This is a genomic window from Streptomyces sp. KMM 9044, assembly GCF_024701375.2.
Taxonomy (GTDB): Bacteria; Actinomycetota; Actinomycetes; order Streptomycetales; family Streptomycetaceae; genus Streptomyces.
In genome coordinates, this window is sequence record NZ_CP113910.1 from 5,862,919 (window position 1) to 5,883,044 (window position 20,126).

The 20,126-nt window shown below is 70.9% G+C and carries 17 protein-coding genes and 3 pseudogenes; 8 read left to right on the plus strand and 12 right to left on the minus strand.

Annotated features, from left to right (window positions below):
• Positions 1 to 13 precede the first annotated feature (13 nt).
• Together HUV60_RS26450 and HUV60_RS26455 are read left to right on the plus strand one after the other, a co-directional pair.
• Complete coding sequence (locus HUV60_RS26450) at positions 14 to 1,363, plus strand: pectate lyase family protein (protein WP_257849702.1); 1,350 nt, start codon at positions 14 to 16, stop codon at positions 1,361 to 1,363.
• A 248-nt stretch (positions 1,364 to 1,611) separates the two neighbouring features.
• Positions 1,612 to 2,712, plus strand: coding sequence for a dienelactone hydrolase family protein (locus HUV60_RS26455; protein WP_257849704.1), 1,101 nt, complete (start codon positions 1,612 to 1,614; stop codon positions 2,710 to 2,712).
• Between the two features lie 22 nt (positions 2,713 to 2,734).
• Here the strand turns inward: HUV60_RS26455 and HUV60_RS26460 are convergent.
• From HUV60_RS26460 to HUV60_RS26475, 4 genes and pseudogenes are all read right to left on the minus strand, one after another.
• A pseudogene (locus HUV60_RS26460) lies at positions 2,735 to 3,826 on the minus strand (glycoside hydrolase family 43 protein); the annotation flags it as partial.
• Positions 3,827 to 4,034: 208 nt separating this feature from the next.
• Entirely contained in the window at positions 4,035 to 4,865 is an 831-nt protein-coding gene (locus HUV60_RS26465; protein WP_257849705.1) for a pectate lyase, read from the minus strand.
• 142 nt (positions 4,866 to 5,007) lie between these two features.
• Positions 5,008 to 5,865 carry a hypothetical protein gene (locus tag HUV60_RS26470; protein ID WP_257849706.1) on the minus strand — a complete coding sequence of 286 codons (858 nt, stop codon included), beginning with the start codon at positions 5,863 to 5,865 and terminating at the stop codon, positions 5,008 to 5,010.
• Positions 5,862 to 6,440, minus strand: coding sequence for a SigE family RNA polymerase sigma factor (locus HUV60_RS26475; RefSeq protein ID WP_257849707.1), 579 nt, complete (start codon positions 6,438 to 6,440; stop codon positions 5,862 to 5,864). The genes HUV60_RS26470 and HUV60_RS26475 overlap by 4 nt, the downstream gene beginning before the upstream one ends.
• A 311-nt stretch (positions 6,441 to 6,751) precedes the next feature.
• Between HUV60_RS26475 and HUV60_RS26480 the strand changes: the two genes are divergently transcribed.
• Positions 6,752 to 8,203: an NCS2 family permease gene (locus tag HUV60_RS26480; protein WP_257849708.1), complete on the plus strand. Its 1,452-nt coding sequence runs from the start codon at positions 6,752 to 6,754 to the stop codon at positions 8,201 to 8,203.
• Positions 8,204 to 8,360: 157 nt separating this feature from the next.
• Here HUV60_RS26480 and HUV60_RS26485 read toward each other — a convergent pair.
• From HUV60_RS26485 to HUV60_RS26495, 3 genes and pseudogenes are all read right to left on the minus strand, one after another.
• Positions 8,361 to 8,633 (minus strand): annotated as a pseudogene (locus tag HUV60_RS26485) (GNAT family N-acetyltransferase); the annotation flags it as partial.
• A 293-nt stretch (positions 8,634 to 8,926) separates the two neighbouring features.
• A pseudogene (locus tag HUV60_RS26490) lies at positions 8,927 to 9,146 on the minus strand (GNAT family N-acetyltransferase); the annotation flags it as partial.
• A 2-nt stretch (positions 9,147 to 9,148) separates the two neighbouring features.
• Positions 9,149 to 9,922, minus strand: a complete 774-nt coding sequence (locus HUV60_RS26495; RefSeq protein WP_257849709.1) for an IclR family transcriptional regulator — start codon at positions 9,920 to 9,922, stop codon at positions 9,149 to 9,151.
• Between the two features lie 150 nt (positions 9,923 to 10,072).
• On the opposite strand from HUV60_RS26495, the gene HUV60_RS26500 reads away from it, so the two are divergent.
• The 5 genes from HUV60_RS26500 (at position 10,073) to HUV60_RS26520 (ending at position 15,059) form a co-directional block, all read left to right on the plus strand.
• A complete protein-coding gene (locus HUV60_RS26500) occupies positions 10,073 to 11,602 on the plus strand; it encodes an aldehyde dehydrogenase (NADP(+)) (protein WP_257849710.1) in 1,530 nt (509 codons plus the stop codon).
• Between the two features lie 276 nt (positions 11,603 to 11,878).
• Entirely contained in the window at positions 11,879 to 12,487 is a 609-nt protein-coding gene (locus tag HUV60_RS26505; RefSeq protein ID WP_257849711.1) for a DUF1349 domain-containing protein, read from the plus strand.
• A 63-nt stretch (positions 12,488 to 12,550) separates the two neighbouring features.
• On the plus strand, positions 12,551 to 13,069 hold the full coding sequence (locus HUV60_RS26510; RefSeq protein WP_257849712.1) for a GNAT family N-acetyltransferase: 519 nt from the start codon (positions 12,551 to 12,553) through the stop codon (positions 13,067 to 13,069).
• A 76-nt stretch (positions 13,070 to 13,145) separates the two neighbouring features.
• Positions 13,146 to 13,856: a DsbA family oxidoreductase gene (locus tag HUV60_RS26515; RefSeq protein WP_257849713.1), complete on the plus strand. Its 711-nt coding sequence runs from the start codon at positions 13,146 to 13,148 to the stop codon at positions 13,854 to 13,856.
• Positions 13,857 to 14,006: 150 nt separating this feature from the next.
• Positions 14,007 to 15,059, plus strand: a complete 1,053-nt coding sequence (locus HUV60_RS26520; protein ID WP_257850268.1) for an aminotransferase class V-fold PLP-dependent enzyme — start codon at positions 14,007 to 14,009, stop codon at positions 15,057 to 15,059.
• A 104-nt stretch (positions 15,060 to 15,163) separates the two neighbouring features.
• On the opposite strand, the gene thpD is transcribed toward HUV60_RS26520, so the two are convergent.
• The 5 genes from thpD to HUV60_RS26545 all read right to left on the minus strand — a co-directional run bounded on the left by thpD (position 15,164) and on the right by HUV60_RS26545 (position 20,001).
• The gene (gene thpD, locus HUV60_RS26525) at positions 15,164 to 16,075 is read right to left on the minus strand and encodes an ectoine hydroxylase (protein WP_257849714.1); all 912 of its coding nucleotides are present in this window, start codon (positions 16,073 to 16,075) and stop codon (positions 15,164 to 15,166) included.
• 6 nt (positions 16,076 to 16,081) lie between these two features.
• Positions 16,082 to 16,480, minus strand: a complete 399-nt coding sequence (locus HUV60_RS26530; protein WP_257849715.1) for an ectoine synthase — start codon at positions 16,478 to 16,480, stop codon at positions 16,082 to 16,084.
• A gap of 156 nt (positions 16,481 to 16,636) precedes the next feature.
• Complete coding sequence (ectB, locus tag HUV60_RS26535; RefSeq protein ID WP_257849716.1) at positions 16,637 to 17,908, minus strand: diaminobutyrate--2-oxoglutarate transaminase; 1,272 nt, start codon at positions 17,906 to 17,908, stop codon at positions 16,637 to 16,639.
• An 87-nt stretch (positions 17,909 to 17,995) separates the two neighbouring features.
• Entirely contained in the window at positions 17,996 to 18,502 is a 507-nt protein-coding gene (gene ectA, locus HUV60_RS26540) for a diaminobutyrate acetyltransferase (RefSeq protein ID WP_257849717.1), read from the minus strand.
• Positions 18,503 to 18,867: 365 nt separating this feature from the next.
• On the minus strand, positions 18,868 to 20,001 hold the full coding sequence (locus tag HUV60_RS26545; protein ID WP_257849718.1) for a pyridoxal-phosphate-dependent aminotransferase family protein: 1,134 nt from the start codon (positions 19,999 to 20,001) through the stop codon (positions 18,868 to 18,870).
• Positions 20,002 to 20,126: the final 125 nt, after the last annotated feature.

Here is a 20,126-nt window from a genome sequence, read left to right on the forward strand (position 1 = left end):
GGAGAGCCACACCATGAACAGACCGATATGGCATGCCCATGCCAATATGAAGGCCGCCACGCTGGCCGGCTCTACTGCCCTCGTACTGGCCCTGACCGGTACCGGTGCCCAGGCCCACGGCACTCACCACGCCGACCACCCGGGCAAGCACCGCGATCCCGCCCGGCAGACCCTCGGCGCGAACGACGGCTGGGCGTCCCACGGCCCCGGCACCACCGGAGGCGCCGACGCCGGGCCCGAGCACGTCTACACCGTCAGTGACTGGGCCGGATTCAGGGCGGCCCTGGCAGACGGAGGCAGCGCACCGAAGATCATCAAGGTGCGGGGGACCATCGACGCGGTCTCCGAGGGCTGCGACTCGCTCGCCGCCCCCGGCTACGACTTCGACGCCTACCTGGAGAAGTACGCGCCCGAGACCTGGGGCCTGGAACAGGACCTGAGCGACGAGAGCGACGACAGCCCCGAGGGCCTGCGCAGGACCTCGGCCGCGAACCAGAGCATTGAGATCAAGGCGAACGTCCCCGCCAACACCACGATCATCGGCATCGGGAGAAACGCCGGGTTCAAGGGCGCCAGCCTGCAGATCAAGGACGTCGACAACGTCATCGTCCGCAACCTCACCCTCGAGAGCCCCCTCGACTGCTTCCCGCAGTGGGACCCGACCGACGGCGACCGGGGCAACTGGAACTCCGAGTACGACACCGCCGTCGTGTACAACTCCACCCACGTCTGGCTGGACCACAACACCTTCACCGACGGCGAGCACCCCGACAGCGCCGCGCCCACCCACTTCGGGATGCTGTACCAGCAGCACGACGGCGAGCTGGACATCGTCCGCGGCGCCAACTACGTCACCGCCTCCTGGAACGTCTTCACCGAGCACGACAAGACGATCCTGATCGGCAACAGCGACAGTGAGTCCACGGCCGTCGGCGACCGGGGCAAGCTGAAGGCGACCTTCCACCACAACCTGTTCTCGAAGCTGGTCGAGCGGGCGCCGCGCGTCCGCTTCGGGCAGGTCGACGTGTACAACAACCACTTCGTGGCGGAACGGGGCTTCTCCTACAGCTTCGGCATCGGCAAGGAGTCCCAGCTCGTCGCCGAGCACAACGCGTTCACCCTGGCGAAGGGTGTCACTCCGGGGAAGATCCTCAAGCGGTGGAACGACTCGCCGCTCACCGCCGAGAACAACCTCGTCAACGGCAGGCGGGTCGACCTGATCGCCGTGCACAACGCGGAGATCCCCGAGGAGACCCTCCGGTCCGGTGCCGGCTGGACACCCGCCCTGCGCGCCGACGTCGACCGGGCACGGGCTGTTCCGGCGCTGGTCAGGCACGGTGCGGGAGCGGGCCGTCTGCGCTGACCTCCCCTGCCTCGCGCACCCCTGAGCCGGGGCGGGCGCGTACTGCCCCCACTGTGGCGCGCGCCCGCCCCGGTCCGTCCCGCCCGCCCCGTCCGCCGCCCCGGTCCACTCGGTCCGCCCGTTCCGTACCGAAGGAGTGTCCGCATGTCCTTGCCCCACGGCAGCCCGCCGCCGTTCTCCCCGCGCACGTCCGTGCCCGTCCCCCGGCGGGGTCTCCTGGGCGACTGGCACCCCCGGCCGGCCGCGAGGTGACCTCCACCTTCGCCCTCGTCCCTGTTCCGGGCCCGCCCGGCCTCCACCAGGCGCTCAAGGACGACCTGACGTTCCCCCTCGCCTGGGGCGCCTCACCCGTCCGGGACTTCGACGCGTGGCGGCGGGCGGCCCGGGACAAGGTCGAGGACCTGCTCGTCGTCGACGACCAGGCGGACACCCCGTACGCACCCGAGTTCACCGCGGGCCCCGCCGGGGGTGAGCAGGAGGACGGTTGCACACGCGAGATGGTGACCCTCTCCCTCACCCGCTACGACAGGGTCCGCGGCGCGCTGCTCACCCCGAGCGGCACCGGGCCCTTCCCCGCCGTGCTGCTCCTGCACGACCACGGCTCCCGCTTCGACATCGGCAAGGAGAAGTGCGTCCGTCCCTGGTACGACGACACCGGCACCCGTCTCGCCTCCGCCGAGCAGTGGGCCGCGCGGCACTTCGGCGGACGCTTCGTCGGCGACGAACTCGCCCGGCGTGGCTACGTCGTGCTCTGTCTGGACGCCCTCGGCTGGGGCGAGCGGGGGCCGTTGACCTATGGGCGGCAGCAGGAACTGGCGAGCAACCTCTTCCACCTCGGCTCCTCGCTCGCCGGACTCCACGCTCGAGAGGACCAGCGCGCCGCCGCCTTCCTGGCCGGCCTCGAGAGGGTGGACACCCGCCGGGTGGCCGCTCTGGGTTTCTCCATGGGCGGCTACCGGGCCTGGCAGACGGCCGCGCTCAGCGACCACGTCGCGGCCGCGGCGAGCGTGTGCTGGATGACCGGGCTGAAGGACATGATGGTGCCCGGCAACAACACGCTGCGCGGGCAGTCGGCGTTCCACATGCTCCACCCCGGCCTCGCCCGGCACCTGGACATCCCCGACGTGGCGAGCATCGCCGCACCCCGGCCGATGCTGTTCTTCCACGGTGGGCTCGACCCGCTGTTCCCCGCCGACGGCGTGCGGACCGCATACGGCCGACTGCGTACCGTATGGCGCTCACAGGCCGCCGGCCACCGACTGCACCTGAAGACGTGGCCGGACCGCGGCCACGTCTTCGACGGCGCGATGCAGGACGAGGTCCACTCCTGGCTGGCCTCCGTCCTGTGACGGCGGCCGGCCCGGACCCCTACGGGTACGCGGCCAGCAGCCGGTCGTACTCCGCCCGTGTCACCGGAATCACCGTGCCGTGCCGGGGACTGGTGGGCAGCCGGTAGGCGGTGGACGGGATCCAGCGGCCCGAGGCGAGGTCGGTCGTCTCGAAGGGGAGGTAGCCCCGGCCGCCGTACTCGTCGATGAACAGGTACCACTTCTCCTCGGTGTTGGACTTGAACACTGTCGGCCCCTCGCCCCGGCTCATCGCCCCGCTGCCGATGCAGTCGGCGACGAAGACGTACGACGGCGAGGTCAGGTCCGCCGACTTCTCGCCGGTGATGAACTTCGAGCACGGGGAGCCGGAGGACGGATCGCGCTCGTCCTTGGTGTACCGGTAGTAGGTGCCCCGGTGCCCGACCACCGTGGAGTCGATCACCGAGTAGCCGGGGTCGTTCCAGATCTTCGGCTCGCTGAAGGTGCGGAAGTCCCGCGTGGTCGCATACAGCATCCTGTTGTACGTCGACCCCGTGTGGCCGGGGTCGTCGGCCGCGTACAGCTTCGACGCCCAGAAGACGACGTACGCGTTCCGTGAAGCGTCCCAGTAGGCCTCGGGCGCCCAGGTGTTGCCGGCGCTGCCGGGGGAGACCCGCACCAGACGCTGGTTGGTCCAGTTCACCAGGTCCGTCGACTCCCACACCATGATCGACTTACTGCCGTGCCGCTGGACCTCGTCCCAGCTGCCGCTGCTGCCTTGGTACATCCGCAGGTCGGTGGCGATCAGGTAGAACCTGCCGCCGTCGGGGGAGCGGATCACGAACGGATCGCGCAGCCCCTTCTCGCCGATCGTGGAAGTCAGCACCGGTCGTCCGCCGTTCAGCTCACGCCAGCTCAGCGCGTTGTTGCCGCGGCTGAGGGCGTAGCGGATCTGCTCGCCGTCGGCGGTTCCCTCACCGGTGAAGTAGGCGAAGAGGTATCCGGCGTAGGAGGCCTTGGGCACGGGTGGGGATCCGGATTCCGCGGCGCCGGGCCCGGCGGTGAGGAGGGAGACCAGCAGGGCGAGCAGGAGTGCCGGGAGGGCGGCGACGGACAGGGGGCGGGGCAGGAGCGTGCGGGCGAGCCGGGGACGCATGGCCCCTCCTGTGGGAGTGTGGGGGGTTCTGTTGGAGTCGGCCCTCGGAGTGTCACCGGCTGGTGGGACCCCGTCAACCGGCGTGGACGGGATGGCGGGGTCGAAAGGTTTCGCCGGTTTACGCCGGTTTACGCCGGCGTCCCGCGGGCAATGCGGGACGCCCCGGCGGGAGTCCACCCGCCGGGGCCCGGTCATGTGCTCGGCAGGGTCACTTGTAGGTGATGTCCGAGTCCGAGAACTTGCAGTACTTCCCGTCGGCGCCGGAGCCGAGGTCCTTCGGCTCCTTGCCCGTGTGGTTGCCCTGGTAGCGGGTGCAGGTCTTCATCTTCTTCTCGCTGTCCCCGTGGATGCGGATCTGCGACAGCGTGGCGGTGTCCCCGTAGTTGGTGTTGATGCCGACGACCGACTTGCCGGGGGCCGTCAGGTCGATGTCCTTCAGCACGATCGTGCGCTTGTACTGCGTCTTGCAGTTGCCGCAGGAGCGCACCAGCTTGCCGAAGTCCTCGACCTGGAAGCCGCTCACCGTCAGCGTCCCGGCGCCGTTGAACTGCAGCACCTTGTCGTCGGCCTTCCTCGCGCCGCCGCCGAGCACCTTGTACTGCGCCGAGGACGACTTGCCCTTGAAGCTGGCGGCGTCCTCACCGACGTCCAGCCACCACACGTTCTGCAGTGTGCAACTGCCCTTGCAGTGCACGCCGTCGGCGGCCGGGGTGCCGATGATGACGTTCTTGAGCGTGGCACCGTCGGCCAGCTCGAAGACCGGGTCCTGGCCCTCGTCCTGGCTGTCGCCGCCCAGGTCGCCGGTGCCGTAGTACTTCTTCATGCCGCCGTCGAGCACCCCGGAGACCGGGATGGTCTTCGACGCCGGCTCGCTGCCGGTGTCCGAGGGCCACGAGGAGGCGGCGCTCGCGGTGGACAGCATCGCCGAGGTGAAGATCGCCGCACCGGTGACGCCGAGCGCGGAGACTCCGGCGATCACCGCCCGCCTCCTGCCGGTCCGGCGGCGGTGGGAGACGGGCTGTTCGGCTCGTGCAGTCATGCTTGTTCCTTGCGTGAAGAGAATCGTTTCGCCTCTTGGTTGCCGCAAGGCGGGGAAGGGTTGCCGCGAGCGAGGACATTTTTCCCGGCTTCTCCTCGGCCGTCGTCGCCCCGCGGGCGGACGACGGGACCTTCACCGCACGTCAGTCGTCCCGGGCCGCGAAGCCGCCGCCCACCAGAAGCTGTTCGGAGCCGGCGGCAGCCGTCGCGGTGTACGTGTCCGCCTTGGCGTCCCGGCCGCCGCGTGCGTGGTCGTACTGCCCCGCGAAGACCCACTCGCCCGGCGCGACCGTACGGTCCTTCCTGAGGGTCCAGGTGTAGACGACGAAGCCGTCCCGTTCGTCGGTCGTCAGGCTGAAGTCCTTCTCGGGCAGGGAACGCCAGGCACCCGTGGAGGAGACCCCGCCGGTCTGTGCGATCCGCAGTTCCACGGTGAGCGCGGTCAGCCGCTCGGCGATCTTCAGGGTGATGTTGCTCTGGGCCCAGAACTCGTTGCTGTGCCGGTCCACCGAGCCGTCCGACCACAACGGCCCGTCCTCGACGTCCTCGGGCTGCCGGACGGCCCCCGGCGCCTTCGTCGTGGGCGTCCCCGCCCCCGGCGTTCGGGCCGGCGGCGAACCCGGTCCGCCGGTCTCCTTCGAGGTGTCCGTCGACGGCTCCGCCGGAGGCAGGGGCGCCCGGCTCGTCGCGTCCGGTGACGGTGCGGGCTCCGGTGTCGGCGAGACCGCCATCTGCCGCTGCGAAGGAGGTTCCTCGTCCGTCACCACGGAAGCGACCGCGAAGCCGCCCACCGCGAGCACTCCGGCCACCGAAGCCGTCGTGCCCGCCACCCGGACCCATCCGAGCACCGGCGGACGCGTGGCCCGGCGGCCGGGCCGGGCCGGGCGGGCCATGACGCGTTCGACCCGGGCCAGGACGCGTTCCCGGTCGGGCTCGTGCTCCCCGGCCGCCTCGTGCAGCCGGGCGCGCAGCTCGTCGTGCACGTCCCGCCGCATCGTCATCGGTCCCTTCCCGTGTCCTCGCCGGTGGGCTTCCCCGGGCGCCCCGCCGCGGCATGCACCCGCCGTGGCACCTCCGCCGTGCCCAGCAGCCGCTGCAGTTCGGCCATCCCCTTCGAGGTCTGGCTCTTCACCGTACCCACCGAGACGCCCAGGGCGAGCGCGGTGTCCTTCTCCGACAGGTCGAAGGCGTGCCGCAGCACCACACACGCACGCTTGCGGAACGGCAGCCGGCGCAACGCCTCCCGCACATCCACCACCCCCGCGACATCCGGGTTCTCGGCCCGCTCCTCGCGCTGCGACCAGAACAGGGCGACCCGGCGCCGCTCGCGCACCGCGCTGCGTATACGGGTGCGGGCCAGATTGGCGACCACGCCCCGCGCGTACGCCACCGGGTGGTCGGCGGCGCGCACCCGGTCCCAGCGGTGCCACAACGCCAGCAGGGCGTCCGCCGCCAGGTCGTCGGCGGTGTCCGCCTCGCCCGTCAGCAGGACGGCCAGCCGGGACAGTTCGGCGTAGTGACGTTCGAAGAAGGCGTGGAACTCCACGGAGGCGGCGTCGTCGACGAGTGTGCCCACGGGCGACCTCCCCCGCTGCGGTTTCGGGGGCCCGTGAGCCCCGGAAGGTGACGGCGTGTGTCATGGAGATGACATGCGGACATCCGGAGTGGACCGGGCGCGAGATCCGGAGCGTAGCAGTGATCATCGAGGGGTTCGTCCGGAAGGCCGGACGTCGAACAGCCGGTCGTCGCCCGAAGCTGTAACACGAAGCACACCCGAACGCGGTTCGGCACGGGCACAATCCAGCCAGCATCCGCACACGGATCACTCAGGCACCGGCCGTCACCAGTGAGGGCCGGCAACCACTCAGGCATTCAGGAGCGTTCGCCATGTCCAACTCGCAACAGATGGCCGACAAGCCGGACTCCCGGCCCCCCGCGGGGAACACCGCCGACCGGTTCTTCAGGATATCGGCGCGCGGCTCCACCGTCGGCCGGGAGATACGCGGCGGCTTCGCCACGTTCTTCACCATGGCCTACATCCTCGTCCTCAACCCGCTGATCCTCGGCAGCGCGAAGGACAAGTTCGGTGAACAGCTCGACCCCGTCCAGCTCACCACCGCCACCGCCCTGGTGGCCGCCGTCATGACGATCGTCATGGGCGTCGGCGGAAACCTTCCTCTCGCGCTCGCCGCCGGGCTCGGGCTCAACGCCGTCGTCGCCTTCCAGGTCGCCCCGCTGATGAGCTGGGACGACGCGATGGGCCTGATCGTCCTGGAGGGTCTGCTCATCTGCGTGCTGGTGGTGACGGGCCTGCGTGAGGCCGTCATGCACGCCGTCCCCCAGGCGCTGAAGCAGGCGATCGGCGTCGGCATCGGCCTGTTCGTGGCCTTCATCGGCTTCGTCGACGCCGGGTTCGTCACCCGTGTCCCGGACGCCGCGAACACCACCGTGCCCGTTCAACTCGGCGGCACCGGCACCCTCGCGGGCTGGCCGGTGCTCGTCTTCTGCGCGGGCGTGCTCCTGACCGTCGCGCTGCTGGCCCGCAAGGTGCGCGGCGCCATCCTGATCAGCATCGTGGTCATGACCCTGGTGGCCCTCGTCATCAACGCCCTCGCCGACGTCCGCACCTGGGGACTGACCACGCCCGAGTGGCCCGACTCGGTGGTCTCCGCCCCCGACTTCGGCCTCATCGGCGACTTCAGCCTGTTCGGCGCCTTCGGGCAGGCCGGCGTCATCACCATCGTCCTGCTGGTGTTCACCCTGGTGCTGTCCGACTTCTTCGACACCATGGGCACGGTCGTCGGCATCAGCACCGAGGCCGGGCTGCTGGACGAGCAGGGGAAGGTGCCCCACCTCGGCCGGGTGCTGCTCATCGACGGTGCCGCGGCCGTCGCCGGCGGCGCCGCCTCCGCCTCCTCGGCGACCTCCTACGTCGAGTCGGCCGCGGGTGTCGGCGAGGGCGCCCGCACCGGGTTCGCCAACCTGGTCACCGGCGGGCTGTTCGCCCTGGCGCTGTTCCTCGCCCCGGTGCTGACCATCGTCCCGCTCCAGGCGGCGGCCCCCGCCCTGGTCGCCGTCGGCTTCCTGATGATGACCCAGGTCAGACACATCCCGTGGGACCGGTACGACATCGCCGTCCCGGCCTTCCTCACCATCGCCGTCATGCCGTTCACCTACTCGATCACCAACGGCATCGGAGCCGGCTTCGTCGCCTACGTGCTGATCCAGTCGGTGCTGGGCAGGGCGAAGGAGATCCACTGGCTGCTGTGGGGGACCTCGGCACTGTTCCTGGTGTACTTCGCGATCGACCCGGTCGAGCAGATCCTGGGCGTGGGATAGGACGCCGGGCAGGACCGGTTTCCGCAGAAGGCGACGGGCCGCCCCCGGGGGGGGGAAGGGGGCGGCCCGTCACCGGTACAGACGGCTGCTCGGCCGGAAAGGTTCAGCGCCTTGACGAATTCGTCGCACGAAACGACCGGGCGCCGGGGAAAGCCGTTCAGCCGGCCGGCATGACGGCGAGGACGAGTTCGCCGGTCCCGGCGCCCCGGGCCGGCGCATACCCCGTCTCCCGTGCGACGCCCCGGAAACCGCGCTTCCCCAGGACCCGCAGCGACCCCGCGTTGCCGGCGGCCACGCGTGCGTGCAGCGGACGCCCGGTCACCTCGGCCAGCAGAGCGCGCAGGGCGGCGGTGGCGATGCCCCTGCCCCAGTACGCGCGGTCGACCCCGTACGTCACCCCGCGCCCGCCCGCCGTTTTGTACACCGCTGCGACTCTGCTGCGCAATTACCCGGCGTGATGACGCCGTGCCGATACGGCCTTCAGAGCGCGTCGCAGATGCAGGCAGGCCGGGCGCGGCCGAGCCCTGAAAGCACGGCACGTGATCGCTCGCCGAATGGAGCAGCAGAGTCCAGGTCGACTCTGTTGCTCCATTGTGGAGAGTGACGCCGGCCTGTCGACGGGGCGCAGGGAACGGGCCTCGCGGGGGAGGCGGTCCGGCGCCCCGGCCGGCCCCTCTCGGACGCGGTGCGTGACCATCCCTCGAATTGAGCAGCAGAGTCCGCTGCGCGGCCCACCACGTCACCGTCGTACAGCACCGTGCGCACGACGACGTCCGGCGCGGTGCGGATACGCGCCCAGTGGGCCTCGAAGGGCCTCCCGGTCGGCCGGGTCCTCGGCGGTGAAGGCCGCCATCCACAGCGCCTTCGGGTCGTTCGACTGCCGGAGGAAGACCGGCAGATCACTGTCGTGCACCGCGCGCAGCGCGACCTGCGGGCCGGCCACGGTCAGAGCCTCCGGGTGGCCAGCGCCAGCCGGTCGCGCGCGTCGAACAACGCGTCCCTGACCAGCTGCTCGTGCGCGGGCGTGAGCCGGGCGACCGGGACCGAACAGCTGATCGCGTCCCGCGCGGGGGTACGGTACGGGATCGCCGCACCGAAGCAGCGCAGTCCCAGTGTGTTCTCCTCGCGGTCCACCGCAATGCCCTGCTCCCGTACCTGGTGCAGCTCCTCGATGAGCTTCTCCCGGTCGGTGATCGTGTGCTCGGTGAGGGCGGGCAGTGTCTGAGGGAGCATCTTGCGCACCTGCTCGTCCGCGTACGTGCTCAGCAGCGCCTTGCCGAGCGACGTCGAGTGTGCGGGCAGCCGGCGGCCGACCCGGGTGAACGGGCGCAGATAGTGCTGCGACTGCCGGGTGGCCAGGTACACCACGTTGGTGCCGTCGAGCCGGGCGAGGTGGATCGTCTCCGTGGTGTCGTCCGACAGCCGGTCCAGCGTGGGCCGGGCCGCCGCCACGACCTCGTCCCCGTCGATGTACGACGTGCCCACGAGAAGCGCCCGCACGCCGATGCCGTACCGCGTGCCCGTCGAGTCCGTCTCCACCCAGCCGAGGTCGACAAGGGTGCGCAACAGCATGTAGAGACTCGACTTGGGATAACCGACGGCTTCCTGGACCACCGCCAGGGAATGCATGCCGGGGCGCCCGGCGAAGTACTCGAGCAGTTCAACGGTCCGCACCGCGGATTTGACCTGCGCGCCGCCGCCCGTCTCGCCAGCCGACATGCCCTTGACCCTTCGTTCGACGAGAAGCTGAAGTTATAGTCTCCAACAGCCCATTCATCATCAGAGATAGCGTTCAGTATATCGAACACTCCTGGTGGACGACGTACATACTGCGGCATTGCAAGCGGCAGTCAAGCGGAAGGACTCGCGGTGGCAGCAGCACCAGTCTGGAGTGTCGACCCCCGAACCGGGAAGCAGCGGGAACAGGTTGCGGTGGAGGCCACGGCGCAGGAGGTGGACGCCACCGTCCGGGCCGCGCACGAGGCGCGGGGCGCACTGGCCGACCGCACCGTCCGCTCGGCCTTCCTGCGCTCGGCCGCCGGCGAACTCGAGGCGGCCAAGGACACGCTCGTCGAGGTCGCCGACGCCGAGACGGCTCTCGGCCCGGTCCGCCTCACCGGCGAACTCGCCCGCACCTGCTACCAGCTGCGGGCCTTCGCCGACATCGTCGACGAGGGCGCCTTCCTCGACGTCGTCATCAACCACCCCGACGACACCGCGACCCCGCCCGTCCCGGACCTGCGCCGCTACAAGGTCCCGCTGGGCGTCGTCGGCGTCTACTCGGCCTCCAACTTCCCCTTCGCCTTCTCCGTCCCCGGCGGCGACACCGCGAGCGCCCTCGCGGCCGGCTGCCCCGTGGTCGTCAAGGCCCACCCCGACCACCCCGGTCTGTCCGAGCTGGTCGCCAAGGTGCTGCGCCGGGCGGCAGTCCTGCACGGCATCCCCGAGGGCGTGCTCGGCCTGGTGCACGGCTTCGAGGCCGGCGTCGAGCTGGTCCGGCACCCGCTGGTCTCGGCGGCCGGCTTCACCGGCTCGGTACGCGGCGGCCGGGCCCTCTTCGACGCGGCGGCTGCCCGCCCGGCCCCCATTCCGTTCCACGGCGAGCTGGGCTCCCTGAACCCGGTCCTCGTCACGGAGGCCGCTGCCGCCGAGCGCGCCGAGGCGATCGGCGCCGGGCTCGCCGGGTCGATGACGCTCGGCGTCGGCCAGTTCTGCGTGAAGCCGGGACTGGTCCTCGCCCCGGCGGGCGCGGCCGGCGACCGCCTGGTCAAGTCCCTGACCGACGCCGTCAGCGACACCGACGCCGGTGTCCTGCTCGACCACCGCATGCGCGACAACTTCGTCGCCGGGGTCGCCGAGCGGGCCCAGCTGGCCGACGTGGAGTCCCCGGTGACGCCGGGCGCGGGCGGCGAGCACACCGTCAGCGCCGGCTTCCTCACCGTCCCGGCGAGCAGGCTCGCCACGGAGGGCGAGCACGACCTGCTCCTGGAGGAGTGCTTCGGCCCGGTCACCGTCCTGGTCCGCTACGAGGACGACGCCGAGGTCCGCTCCGTCCTCTCCCGTCTCCCCGGCAACCTCACCGCCACCGTCCACCTCTCCGAGGAGGAGGGCGCGGGCCGAGGGCGGGGCGCGGAGATCCTCGGCGAGCTGACCCCGCTCGCCGGCCGGGTGCTCGTCAACGCCTGGCCGACCGGTGTCGCGGTCGCCCCGGCCCAGCACCACGGTGGCCCCTACCCGGCGACGACCTCCACCTCCACCTCGGTCGGCGGCACCGCCATCGAGCGCTGGCTGCGTCCCGTCGCCTACCAGAACAGCCCCGAGGCACTCCTGCCGCCGGAACTGCGTGACGACAACCCGCGGGGGCTGCCGCGCCGGTTCAACGGCCGCCTGGAGCGCTGACGCGCACGGCAGGCAGCTCAGGGGCCCGTCCGGCGGATCGCGCCGGGCGGGCCCCTCGTGGTCTGTCCGGCGGATCATGCCGTGGACGCGGAGTCCGGCCCGCACCTCCCCGGCCTCTTCGAGCAGGGGACCCCCGTCGAGGCGACCCTCTCCTCCGCCTCGCAGCCGCACGCGCCGGACCCCGCTCCCACCCCGGCCGGAAAGACGCGGCCGGTTGCCTCCGGCCTGATCCGACGGACAGACCCCGGCGCGCGGTGAACCTGCGAGACTCCCCCCATGGACGTAAAGCTTCCCCAACTGCCGTTCTCCCTGCGCACCTACGGTCCCGACGGGCACTGGTCCCACGAGGACGGCGTCCTCACCGGCTGGGCCGGACCACGCCAGGACCGCTTCGTACCGCCCACCGGGGAGGCCCTGGACCCCGCCGCCGACGCGCCCCGGCTGCTGGGCGCCCCCGAGGGCGACTTCCAGCTGATCGCCCGCGTCACCGTCGGCTTCGCCGCCGCGTTCGACGCCGGGGTCCTCTACGTCCACACCGGTGAGCGCAACTGGGCCAAACTGTGCCTGGAGTACTCCCCGGACGTGCCCACCATCTGCGCGGTCGTCACCCGCGGCCACTCCGACGACGCCAACTCCTTCACGGTGGAAGGAAGTTCCGCCTGGCTGCGGGTCAGCCGCACCGGCCGTGCCTTCGCCTTCCACGCCTCCCGCGACGGCAAGCGCTGGACCTTCGTCCGCCTCTTCACCCTCGACGCGGAGAAGGAGACGGGAGCCGCCCTGGTCGGCTTCATGACCCAGTCCCCGATGGGTGAGGGCTGCGTGGTCACCTACGACCACATCGAGTTCCGTCCGGCCTGGCCGCAGGACCTGCGCGACGGCAGCTGACGGCCGGGCACCCGCGGCGGGCGGGCGGGGAACCGTCACCCGCCCGCGCGCGTCCTGAGCCGCATGACCACACCTCACCGGACCGCGGACTTCCTGGTGATCAGGACCGCCCTGGCGGCCGAGGCCGTGGACGTCGCCGCGCTGCACCTGCGGGCCCGCTCCACGTACTACCCGGACGGCGTCCCCGACGACGGCACCGACTGGCCGGCCGTCTGGCGGGAGGCGATCGCGCGCTCCGACGGGCGGGTGCTGTGCGCGGTACGGGACGGGCACCTGGCCGGCCTCGCCTCCTTCCGTACCCCGCCGAACGCTCCCGCCGGCACGGTCAAGCTGTTCCAGTTCCACGTGGACCCCGGCCACTGGCGCACCGGGACCGGCACGGCCCTGCACGCCGCCTGCGCCCAGGAGTGGCGGGCGAGCGGCCTGCACACCGCCGTACTCGACGTGCACATCGACAACCGCCGGGCCCAGAGCTTCTACGACCGCCTGGGCTGGACCCCCGGCCCGGCGCATCCGGCCGCCCCCGACGACCACCACCTGTACCTGCGCTGCGCCGTGCCCGGGAACCACCCCGGGGAATGAACCGCAGTGGTTGAATGTTCACGCAGTCAGCGGAGGGAGTCCCCGCGCCCGTACGACGTAGGAGAGTGCCGAAACCATGCGTGTCGAGATCTGGTCGGACATCGCCTGCCCCTGGTGCTATGTGGGGAAGGCCCGCTTCGAGAAGGCGCTCGGTGCCTTCCCGCACCGCGACGACGTCGAGGTGGTGCACCGCTCCTTCGAGCTGGACCCGGGCCGGGCCAAGGGCGACATCCAGCCCGTGCTCTCGATGCTCACCGGGAAGTACGGCATGAGCCAGGCGCAGGCCGAGGCCGGCGAGGACAACCTGGGTGCCCAGGCCGCCGCTGAAGGGCTGCCGTACCGGACCCGGGGCCGTGACCACGGCGGCACCTTCGACATGCACCGCCTGCTCCACTTCGCCCGCGAGAAGGGCCGTCAGGCGGAGCTTCTCGACCTGCTCTACACGGCGAACTTCGCCGAGGAGCGGTCCGTGTTCGGCGACGACGACCGTCTCCTCGAACTCGCCACCGCCGCCGGCCTCGACACCGATGCCGCCCGCGCGGTCCTCGCCGACCCGAAGGCGTACGCCGCCGAGGTGCGCGAGGACCAGCGGGAGGCCACGGAACTCGGCGCGCGGGGCGTGCCCTTCTTCGTCCTCGACCGCACGTACGGCGTCTCCGGAGCCCAGCCCGCCGAGGTGTTCGCCCGGGCGCTGTCCCAGGCCTGGAGCGAGCGGGCACCGCTGAAGACCGTCGAGGGCGACGCGGAGGCCTGCGGTCCCGACGGCTGCGCGGTGCCGCGGACCTGAACCGGCCGCGCCCGCACCGTCGACCCGCGCCCACCGCTCCCCTGTCTTCGTTCGTCCTCGCAGGTCAGGGCGTGTCTATAAGGGTTCCTTGGCGGTTTCGCGCAGAACAAGCCGATGGACGGGGGGAGCATGGCACCGCAGAGTGGTTCCATGGAGACCTTCGAGCAGCTCGTCCGTGCCGAGTTCACCCCGAACAACACCTTCCTGAACACCGCCGCCAACGCTCTCCTGCCCGCCCGCACCGTGACCGCTCTCGAGGACGCAGTGCGGCTGAGGGCCGCGGGCGGCCCGCTGGATCCGCTGTACGACGACGTCGAGGCGAGCCGGGCCGCGTACGCCCGGCTGGCCGGTGTCCCTGTCGAGCGGGTGGCGGCCGGGGCCACGGTCGCCCTGTACACCGGGCTGATCGCGGCCTCACTGCCGCCGGGTGCCGAGGTGACCACCGTCGAGAACGACTTCGCGTCGGTGCTCAACCCGTTCCACGCCCGCGGCGACCTCAAGGTGCGGGCCGTGCCGCTGGAGCGGATCGCCGGTTCCGTCGGCCCGGAGACCGCCCTCGTCGCCACCAGCGCTGTGCAGTCCGCTGACGGCAGGATCGCCGATCTGCCCGCGCTGCGCGAGGCGGCCCGGGAGCACGGGGCGCGCACCTACGTCGACTTCTCCCAGGCGGTCGGCTGGCTGCCGGTCGACGCCGGTGCCTTCGACTACTCCGTCGCCATCGTCTACAAGTGGCTGCTGGGCCCGCACGGCGGAGCCTTCCTGACCGTACCGGAGGACTTCGGCGACCTGGTCCCCGTACAGGCGGCCTGGGCCGCGGCGGAGAAGCCCTGGGACAGTGCCTACGGGCCCGTCGCGGAACTCGCCCACTCCGCCCGCCGGTTCGACACGAGCCCCGCCCTCTTCACCTACGCGGGACTGCGTGCCTCCCTCGAACTCGTCGAGGAGATCGGGGTGGACGCCGTCCACGCCCACGACGTCGCCCTCGCCGACCGCTTCCGTGCGGGGCTCGTCGCGCGGGGCCACGAGCCCGTGCCCTCACCCGGTTCGGCCATCGTGTCCGTGCCGGGACTGGGCCGTCTCCAGCCGGAGTTGAGCAGGGCGGGTCTGGCCCTGTCCAACCGGGCCGGCCATCTGCGGGCGTCCTTCCACCTCTACAACACCCCGGCGGACGTGGACCGGCTGCTGGAGGCGCTGCCCGGCTGAGCCGTCCGCGTCCACGGACACGGCAGCGGGCCGGTGCCTCCCGTCCCACACGAGGAGGCCCGGCCCGCGGTCATGGTCTCGCCGGCGCGTTCACGCCGATGTGCTCACCTCACCGGAGTGAAGTCCCGGGCCCCGATGTAGTCGGGCCGCCGGACCGGCGCCGCGAACGGCTCCACGGCCGTGTTGTCGACGCTGTTGAACACGATGAACACGTTGCTGCGCGGAAACGGCGTGATGTTGTCCCCGGAACCGTGCATGCAGTTGCAGTCGAACCAGGTCGCCGAGCCGGCCTTGCCGGTGAACAGCTTGATGCCGTGCTCGGACGCCAGCGAGGTCAGCCCCTCGTCGGAGGGCGTGCCCGCGTCCTGCATCTGCAGCGACTTCTTGTAGTTGTCCTTCGGCGTGGCCCCCGCACACCCGAGGAACGTCTTGTGCGACCCTGGCATGATCATGAGACCGCCGTTGGTGTCGAAGTTCTCGGTGAGCGCGATCGACACGGACACCGTCCGCATCCGCGGCAGACCGTCCTCGGCGTGCCAGGTCTCGAAGTCCGAGTGCCAGTAGAAGCCACTGGCCCCGAAGCCCGGCTTGACGTTGATCCGCGACTGGTGGACGTAGACATCGGAGCCGAGGATCTGCCGGGCCCGGCCGACGACGCGTTCGTCGCGCACGAGCCGCGCGAACACCTCGCTGAGCCGGTGGACCTCGAAGACCGACCGGATCTCCTTGGACTGCGGTTCGACGATCGACCGGTCGTCGGCCCGGATCGCCGGGTCGGAGACCAGCCGGTTCAGTTCGTCCCGGTAGACGGTGACCTCGTCGTCGGTGATCAGCTGATCGACGGTGAGGAAGCCGTCACGCTCGAACGATCCGAGGCCGGCCGGAGCGATCGGGCCGGGGGCGTCGGGAGCGCCCCAGACGACCGGGTCCTGCCGGGGGGTGAGCACCTCGGCGTTGCCTCGGGTGGGATAGAGGTCGGGCACGTGCGTCTGGGTGCTGGTGGTCGCGGTGGTCATGGAACCTCACACCTCCTCGGTGAGCAGCGGGTATACGCCGTTCTCGTCGTGGTCCTCCCGTCCGGTGACGGGCGGGTTGAAGACGCAGAGGCAGCGGAAGTCCTTCTTCACCCGCAGCGTGTGCTTCTCGTGCCCGTCGAGGAGGTACATCGTCCCGGGCGTGATCGTGTGCGTCAGCCCGGAGTCGTGGTCGGTGAGTTCTGCCTCACCTTCCACACAGACGACGGCCTCGATGTGGTTCGCGTACCACATCGACGTCTCCGTACCGGTGTACAGGATGGTCTCGTGCAGGGAGAAGCCCACGTTCTCCTTGGCGAGGACGATGCGCTTGCTCTCCCAGGTACCGGACGCGGACTTCACGTGCCGGTCGGTACCTTCGATCTCCTTGAAGGAACGGACAATCACGGTGTTGCGATGCCTCCTCGGTGGTGGTGGTGCTGGTACTGCCTGCGGGCCGTCCGGGTCCCGGGCCGATGCCCGGGACCCGGACGGTTCAGCAGACGGATCGGGTGGTCACTTTGGTTCGGGTGGCCCGGATCGGCCGGATCATTCCGGACGGGGTCAGGCGGTCTCGCGGACGGCGCGGGCCAACGTGGTCAGCCCCTCGTCCAGCTCCTCCGGAGTGATGGTCAGGGCCGGAAGCAGCTTGACGACCTCACTCTCCGGGCCGGACGTCTCGATCAGCAGCCCGAGTTCGAAGGCGCGCGCGGCGATGCGCCCGGCCCGTGCCTTGTCGTGGAACTCCATGCCCCACACGAGCCCGCGACCGCGGTACTCCTTCACGTCGGCGGGGTTCTCCTCGGCGATGGCGGCCATCGCCTGCTCGACCTGCTCGCCGCGGGCACGGGTCTGCTTCTCCATCGCCGACCCGTCGGCCCAGTAGGCCTCCAGGGTGGCGGTCGCCGTGACGAAGGCCGGGTTGTTGCCGCGGAAGGTGCCGTTGTGCTCGCCCGGCTCCCAGACGTCCAGCTCGGGCTTGAACAGGCACAGCGACATCGGCAGTCCGTAACCGCTGATCGACTTGGACACCGTGACGATGTCGGGCGTGATGCCGGCCTCCTCGAAGGAGAAGAAGGCACCGGTACGGCCGCAGCCCATCTGGATGTCGTCGACGATCAGCAGCATGTCCTGGCGCTCGCACAGCTCGGCCAGGGCGCGCAGCCACTCGGGCCGGGCGACGTTGATGCCGCCCTCGCCCTGCACCGTCTCGACGATCACGGCGGCGGGCTTGTTGAGACCGGACCCCTGGTCCTCCAGGAGCCGCTCGAACCACAGGAAGTCGGGGATCTGGCCGTCGAAGTAGTTGTCGAACGGCATCGGTGTGCCGTGCACCAGCGGAATGCCCGCACCGGCGCGCTTGAAGGCGTTGCCGGTCACGGCGAGCGAGCCCAGCGACATGCCGTGGAAGGCGTTGGTGAACGAGACGATCGCCTCGCGGCCCTTCACCTTCCGGGCCAGCTTCAGCGCCGACTCCACGGCGTTGGTGCCGGTCGGGCCCGGGAACATGACCTTGTACGGCAGGTCGCGCGGGCGCAGGATCCAGTTCTGGAAGGACTCCAGGAACACGCGTTTGGCGGTGGTCGACATGTCGAGCCCGTGCGTGATGCCGTCCCGCTCCAGGTAGTCGATCAGTGCCCGTTTCAGTACGGGGTTGTTGTGGCCGTAGTTGAGTGATCCGGCTCCGGCGAAGAAGTCGAGGTACTCGTGGCCGTCCTCGTCGTACATGCGGCTGCCGTGCGCGCGGTCGAACACGGTGGGCCAGCCGCGGCAGTAGCTGCGCACCTCGGACTCAAGGGTCTCGAAGACGCTCAGATCGGGCTGGGTGATGGTCACGACGAATCGCTCCTCGGTGGCGTGGGAGGTCAGAGGGAGTCGGGGGCGGCGGAGTGGCGCACGGGCCCGTGCGCGTGGGGCCGGTGGTCAGGGAGAGAGGGGACCGATGCGGTACAGGACCTCGGGGTCGTGCGGTCCGTCGGGGAACCGCTCCGCCTCGAAGAGCACCTCGCGCTCCAGCCGGGCCCCGTGGCGCTCGGCGAACGCGGTGAACAGGCGCTCGGAAGCGGTGTTCCCCGGTGTGATGGTGGTCTCCACAGTGGTCACTCCGTGTTCCGCGGTGGTCCGTGCGACCAGGCCGTCGAGCAGAGCGGCGGCCAGGCCACGGCCGCGGTGCGTCTCGTCCACCGCGACCTGCCAGACAAGCAGGGTGCGCGGGCTGTCCGGCCGTACGTAGCCGGTGACGAAGCCGATCGGCTCCCCGCCGGCGTCACGCGCGACGGCGGATGTGGCGGCGAAGTCGCGGCACCACAGGAGATAGCTGTACGACGAGTTCAGGTCGAGGGTTTTCGAGTCCCTTGCTATCCGCCACAGCGCGGCTCCGTCCGCCAGGGCGGGGCGGTCGATTTGCGGGTCTGCTTGTGCGGCAGTCATGTGAATTGAACTTACCCAGGTAAATGTGAAATTGCATCGGCTGCCGGGGTTACCTGAGCGACTCGTCTATGTTATCGCGCGAGAGTGAAGCCGCAAGCGGGAGCCTGGCCGTATGTACCATTATGGATGGGATTAAAGCCGCAAAACGGGCGCCTTGTGGGATCGATCACAAGTGTGTAACTCCCGTGGGGGCGGCCGGGGTGAGTCACTCCCGCCCTCACGGACCGATGTGTTTAGGTTTCAAAAAAGCGGGCAGAAGAAGATGGGAAGCTGCCCTGGAAGGTAATATTGAAATAAGCGGAGAAATGAAGGGAGAAGAATACCCCTGAAGGCTTTCCGGTAATCCCATGGAATTCATGCTCCGGTTACTCGCTCGCCGGCCGCCCGGGCTCCGGTCGGTGCCAGCCGTTGTCGGCGGCCCGCAGGGCCCCGGCCACGTCCACCGTCAGGCCCCGCTTCGCCAGCGCCGTGCCCAGCGCCGTCAGGCTCGCCCGGACCGCGCCCCGGGTCGCGTCGGGGCCGTAGTGGTTGACGCGGATCATCTCCTTGGCCAGCACTCCGCCCCCCGCCGCCAGTGGCAGCGCCGGATCCACGGCCAGGGCGCGGGCCACCAGTTCGGCGGCCACCGGACCCGACGGGACCCGCAGGGTCGTGGCGACCGGGGCCGCCTGGGCCGCGTCGTGGACGTACGGCTCCAGGCCGCCGCCCAGTGCGAGCGCCCCTGCCCGGGTAGCCGCCGCGGCCGCCGCGTGCCGAGCCGTCACCGCATCCAGGCCCACGGCCTCGATGCGCTCCACGCACGCCTCCAACGCCAGCATCTCCAGCTGCGCCGGCGCGTGCGGCAACGCCCTGCGGCCCCCGTCGACCCAGCGCTGCTTCCAGTCCAGCAGGGACAGGTACGAGTGGCGCGGCGCCCGCGGGTTCGCCGCCATCCGGGCCCACGCCCGCCCGCTCACCGACACCGCCGACACGCCGGCCGGGCCGCCCATCGCCTTCTGCGCCCCGATCACGCACAGGTCCACGCCCCACGCGTCCGGGAGCACCGGCTCCGCCCCGATCGACGCCACCGCGTCCAGGTAGAACAGCGCCCCGTGTGCCCGCACGGCCTCGCCGATCTCCGCGACCGGGTTGGTGTTGCCGGTCGCCGCCTCCGCGTGCACCAGGGAGACGAAGTCGATCTCCGGGTGCGCGGCGAAGGCCTCACGGATCCGCCCGGCCGTCACCGCCGTGTGGAACGGCACCGCCAGATCGATCACCGTGGCGCCGCAGTCCCGCAGCCAGTCGCCGAAGGTCTGCCCGTACGGGCCCGTGACGACGTTCAGCGCGGTCGTGCCGGGTCCGGCGGCCGCTCGGATCGCGCCCTCCAGTGGCAGCAGTGCCTCGCCCTGCATGATCACGACGTCCCGCGTGGTCTTCAGCAGTCGTGCCACGCCGTCCTCGATCGAGGCGAAGTGCGCGGCGCTCAGCGGGGCCAGGCCGAGGAAGGGGTGGGTGCTCACGGTGTTGCTCTCCAGATCACGGCTCTACGGGGCCGACGGGGCCGACGGGGCCGACGGGGTGGGCGGGCTCGACGGAACCGAGCGTATCCGGCTCTCGGGGCGCCCGGTCCGGTATCCGGGGCTCG

Bases quoted from the DNA above. Each gene is read 5' to 3' on its own strand.
- thpD (WP_257849714.1), bottom strand. From the start codon at position 16,075: ATGACCACCGCGACCACCAGCACCCAGACGCACGTGCCCGACCTCTAT.
- HUV60_RS26495 (WP_257849709.1), bottom strand. From the start codon at position 9,922: ATGTCGGCTGGCGAGACGGGCGGCGGCGCGCAGGTCAAATCCGCGGTG.
- HUV60_RS26470 (WP_257849706.1), bottom strand. From the start codon at position 5,865: ATGACGATGCGGCGGGACGTGCACGACGAGCTGCGCGCCCGGCTGCAC.
- HUV60_RS26480 (WP_257849708.1), top strand. From the start codon at position 6,752: ATGTCCAACTCGCAACAGATGGCCGACAAGCCGGACTCCCGGCCCCCC.
- HUV60_RS26510 (WP_257849712.1), top strand. From the start codon at position 12,551: ATGACCACACCTCACCGGACCGCGGACTTCCTGGTGATCAGGACCGCC.
- HUV60_RS26520 (WP_257850268.1), top strand. From the start codon at position 14,007: ATGGAGACCTTCGAGCAGCTCGTCCGTGCCGAGTTCACCCCGAACAAC.
- HUV60_RS26515 (WP_257849713.1), top strand. From the start codon at position 13,146: ATGCGTGTCGAGATCTGGTCGGACATCGCCTGCCCCTGGTGCTATGTG.
- ectA (WP_257849717.1), bottom strand. From the start codon at position 18,502: ATGACTGCCGCACAAGCAGACCCGCAAATCGACCGCCCCGCCCTGGCG.
- HUV60_RS26505 (WP_257849711.1), top strand. From the start codon at position 11,879: ATGGACGTAAAGCTTCCCCAACTGCCGTTCTCCCTGCGCACCTACGGT.
- HUV60_RS26450 (WP_257849702.1), top strand. From the start codon at position 14: ATGAACAGACCGATATGGCATGCCCATGCCAATATGAAGGCCGCCACG.
- HUV60_RS26465 (WP_257849705.1), bottom strand. From the start codon at position 4,865: ATGACTGCACGAGCCGAACAGCCCGTCTCCCACCGCCGCCGGACCGGC.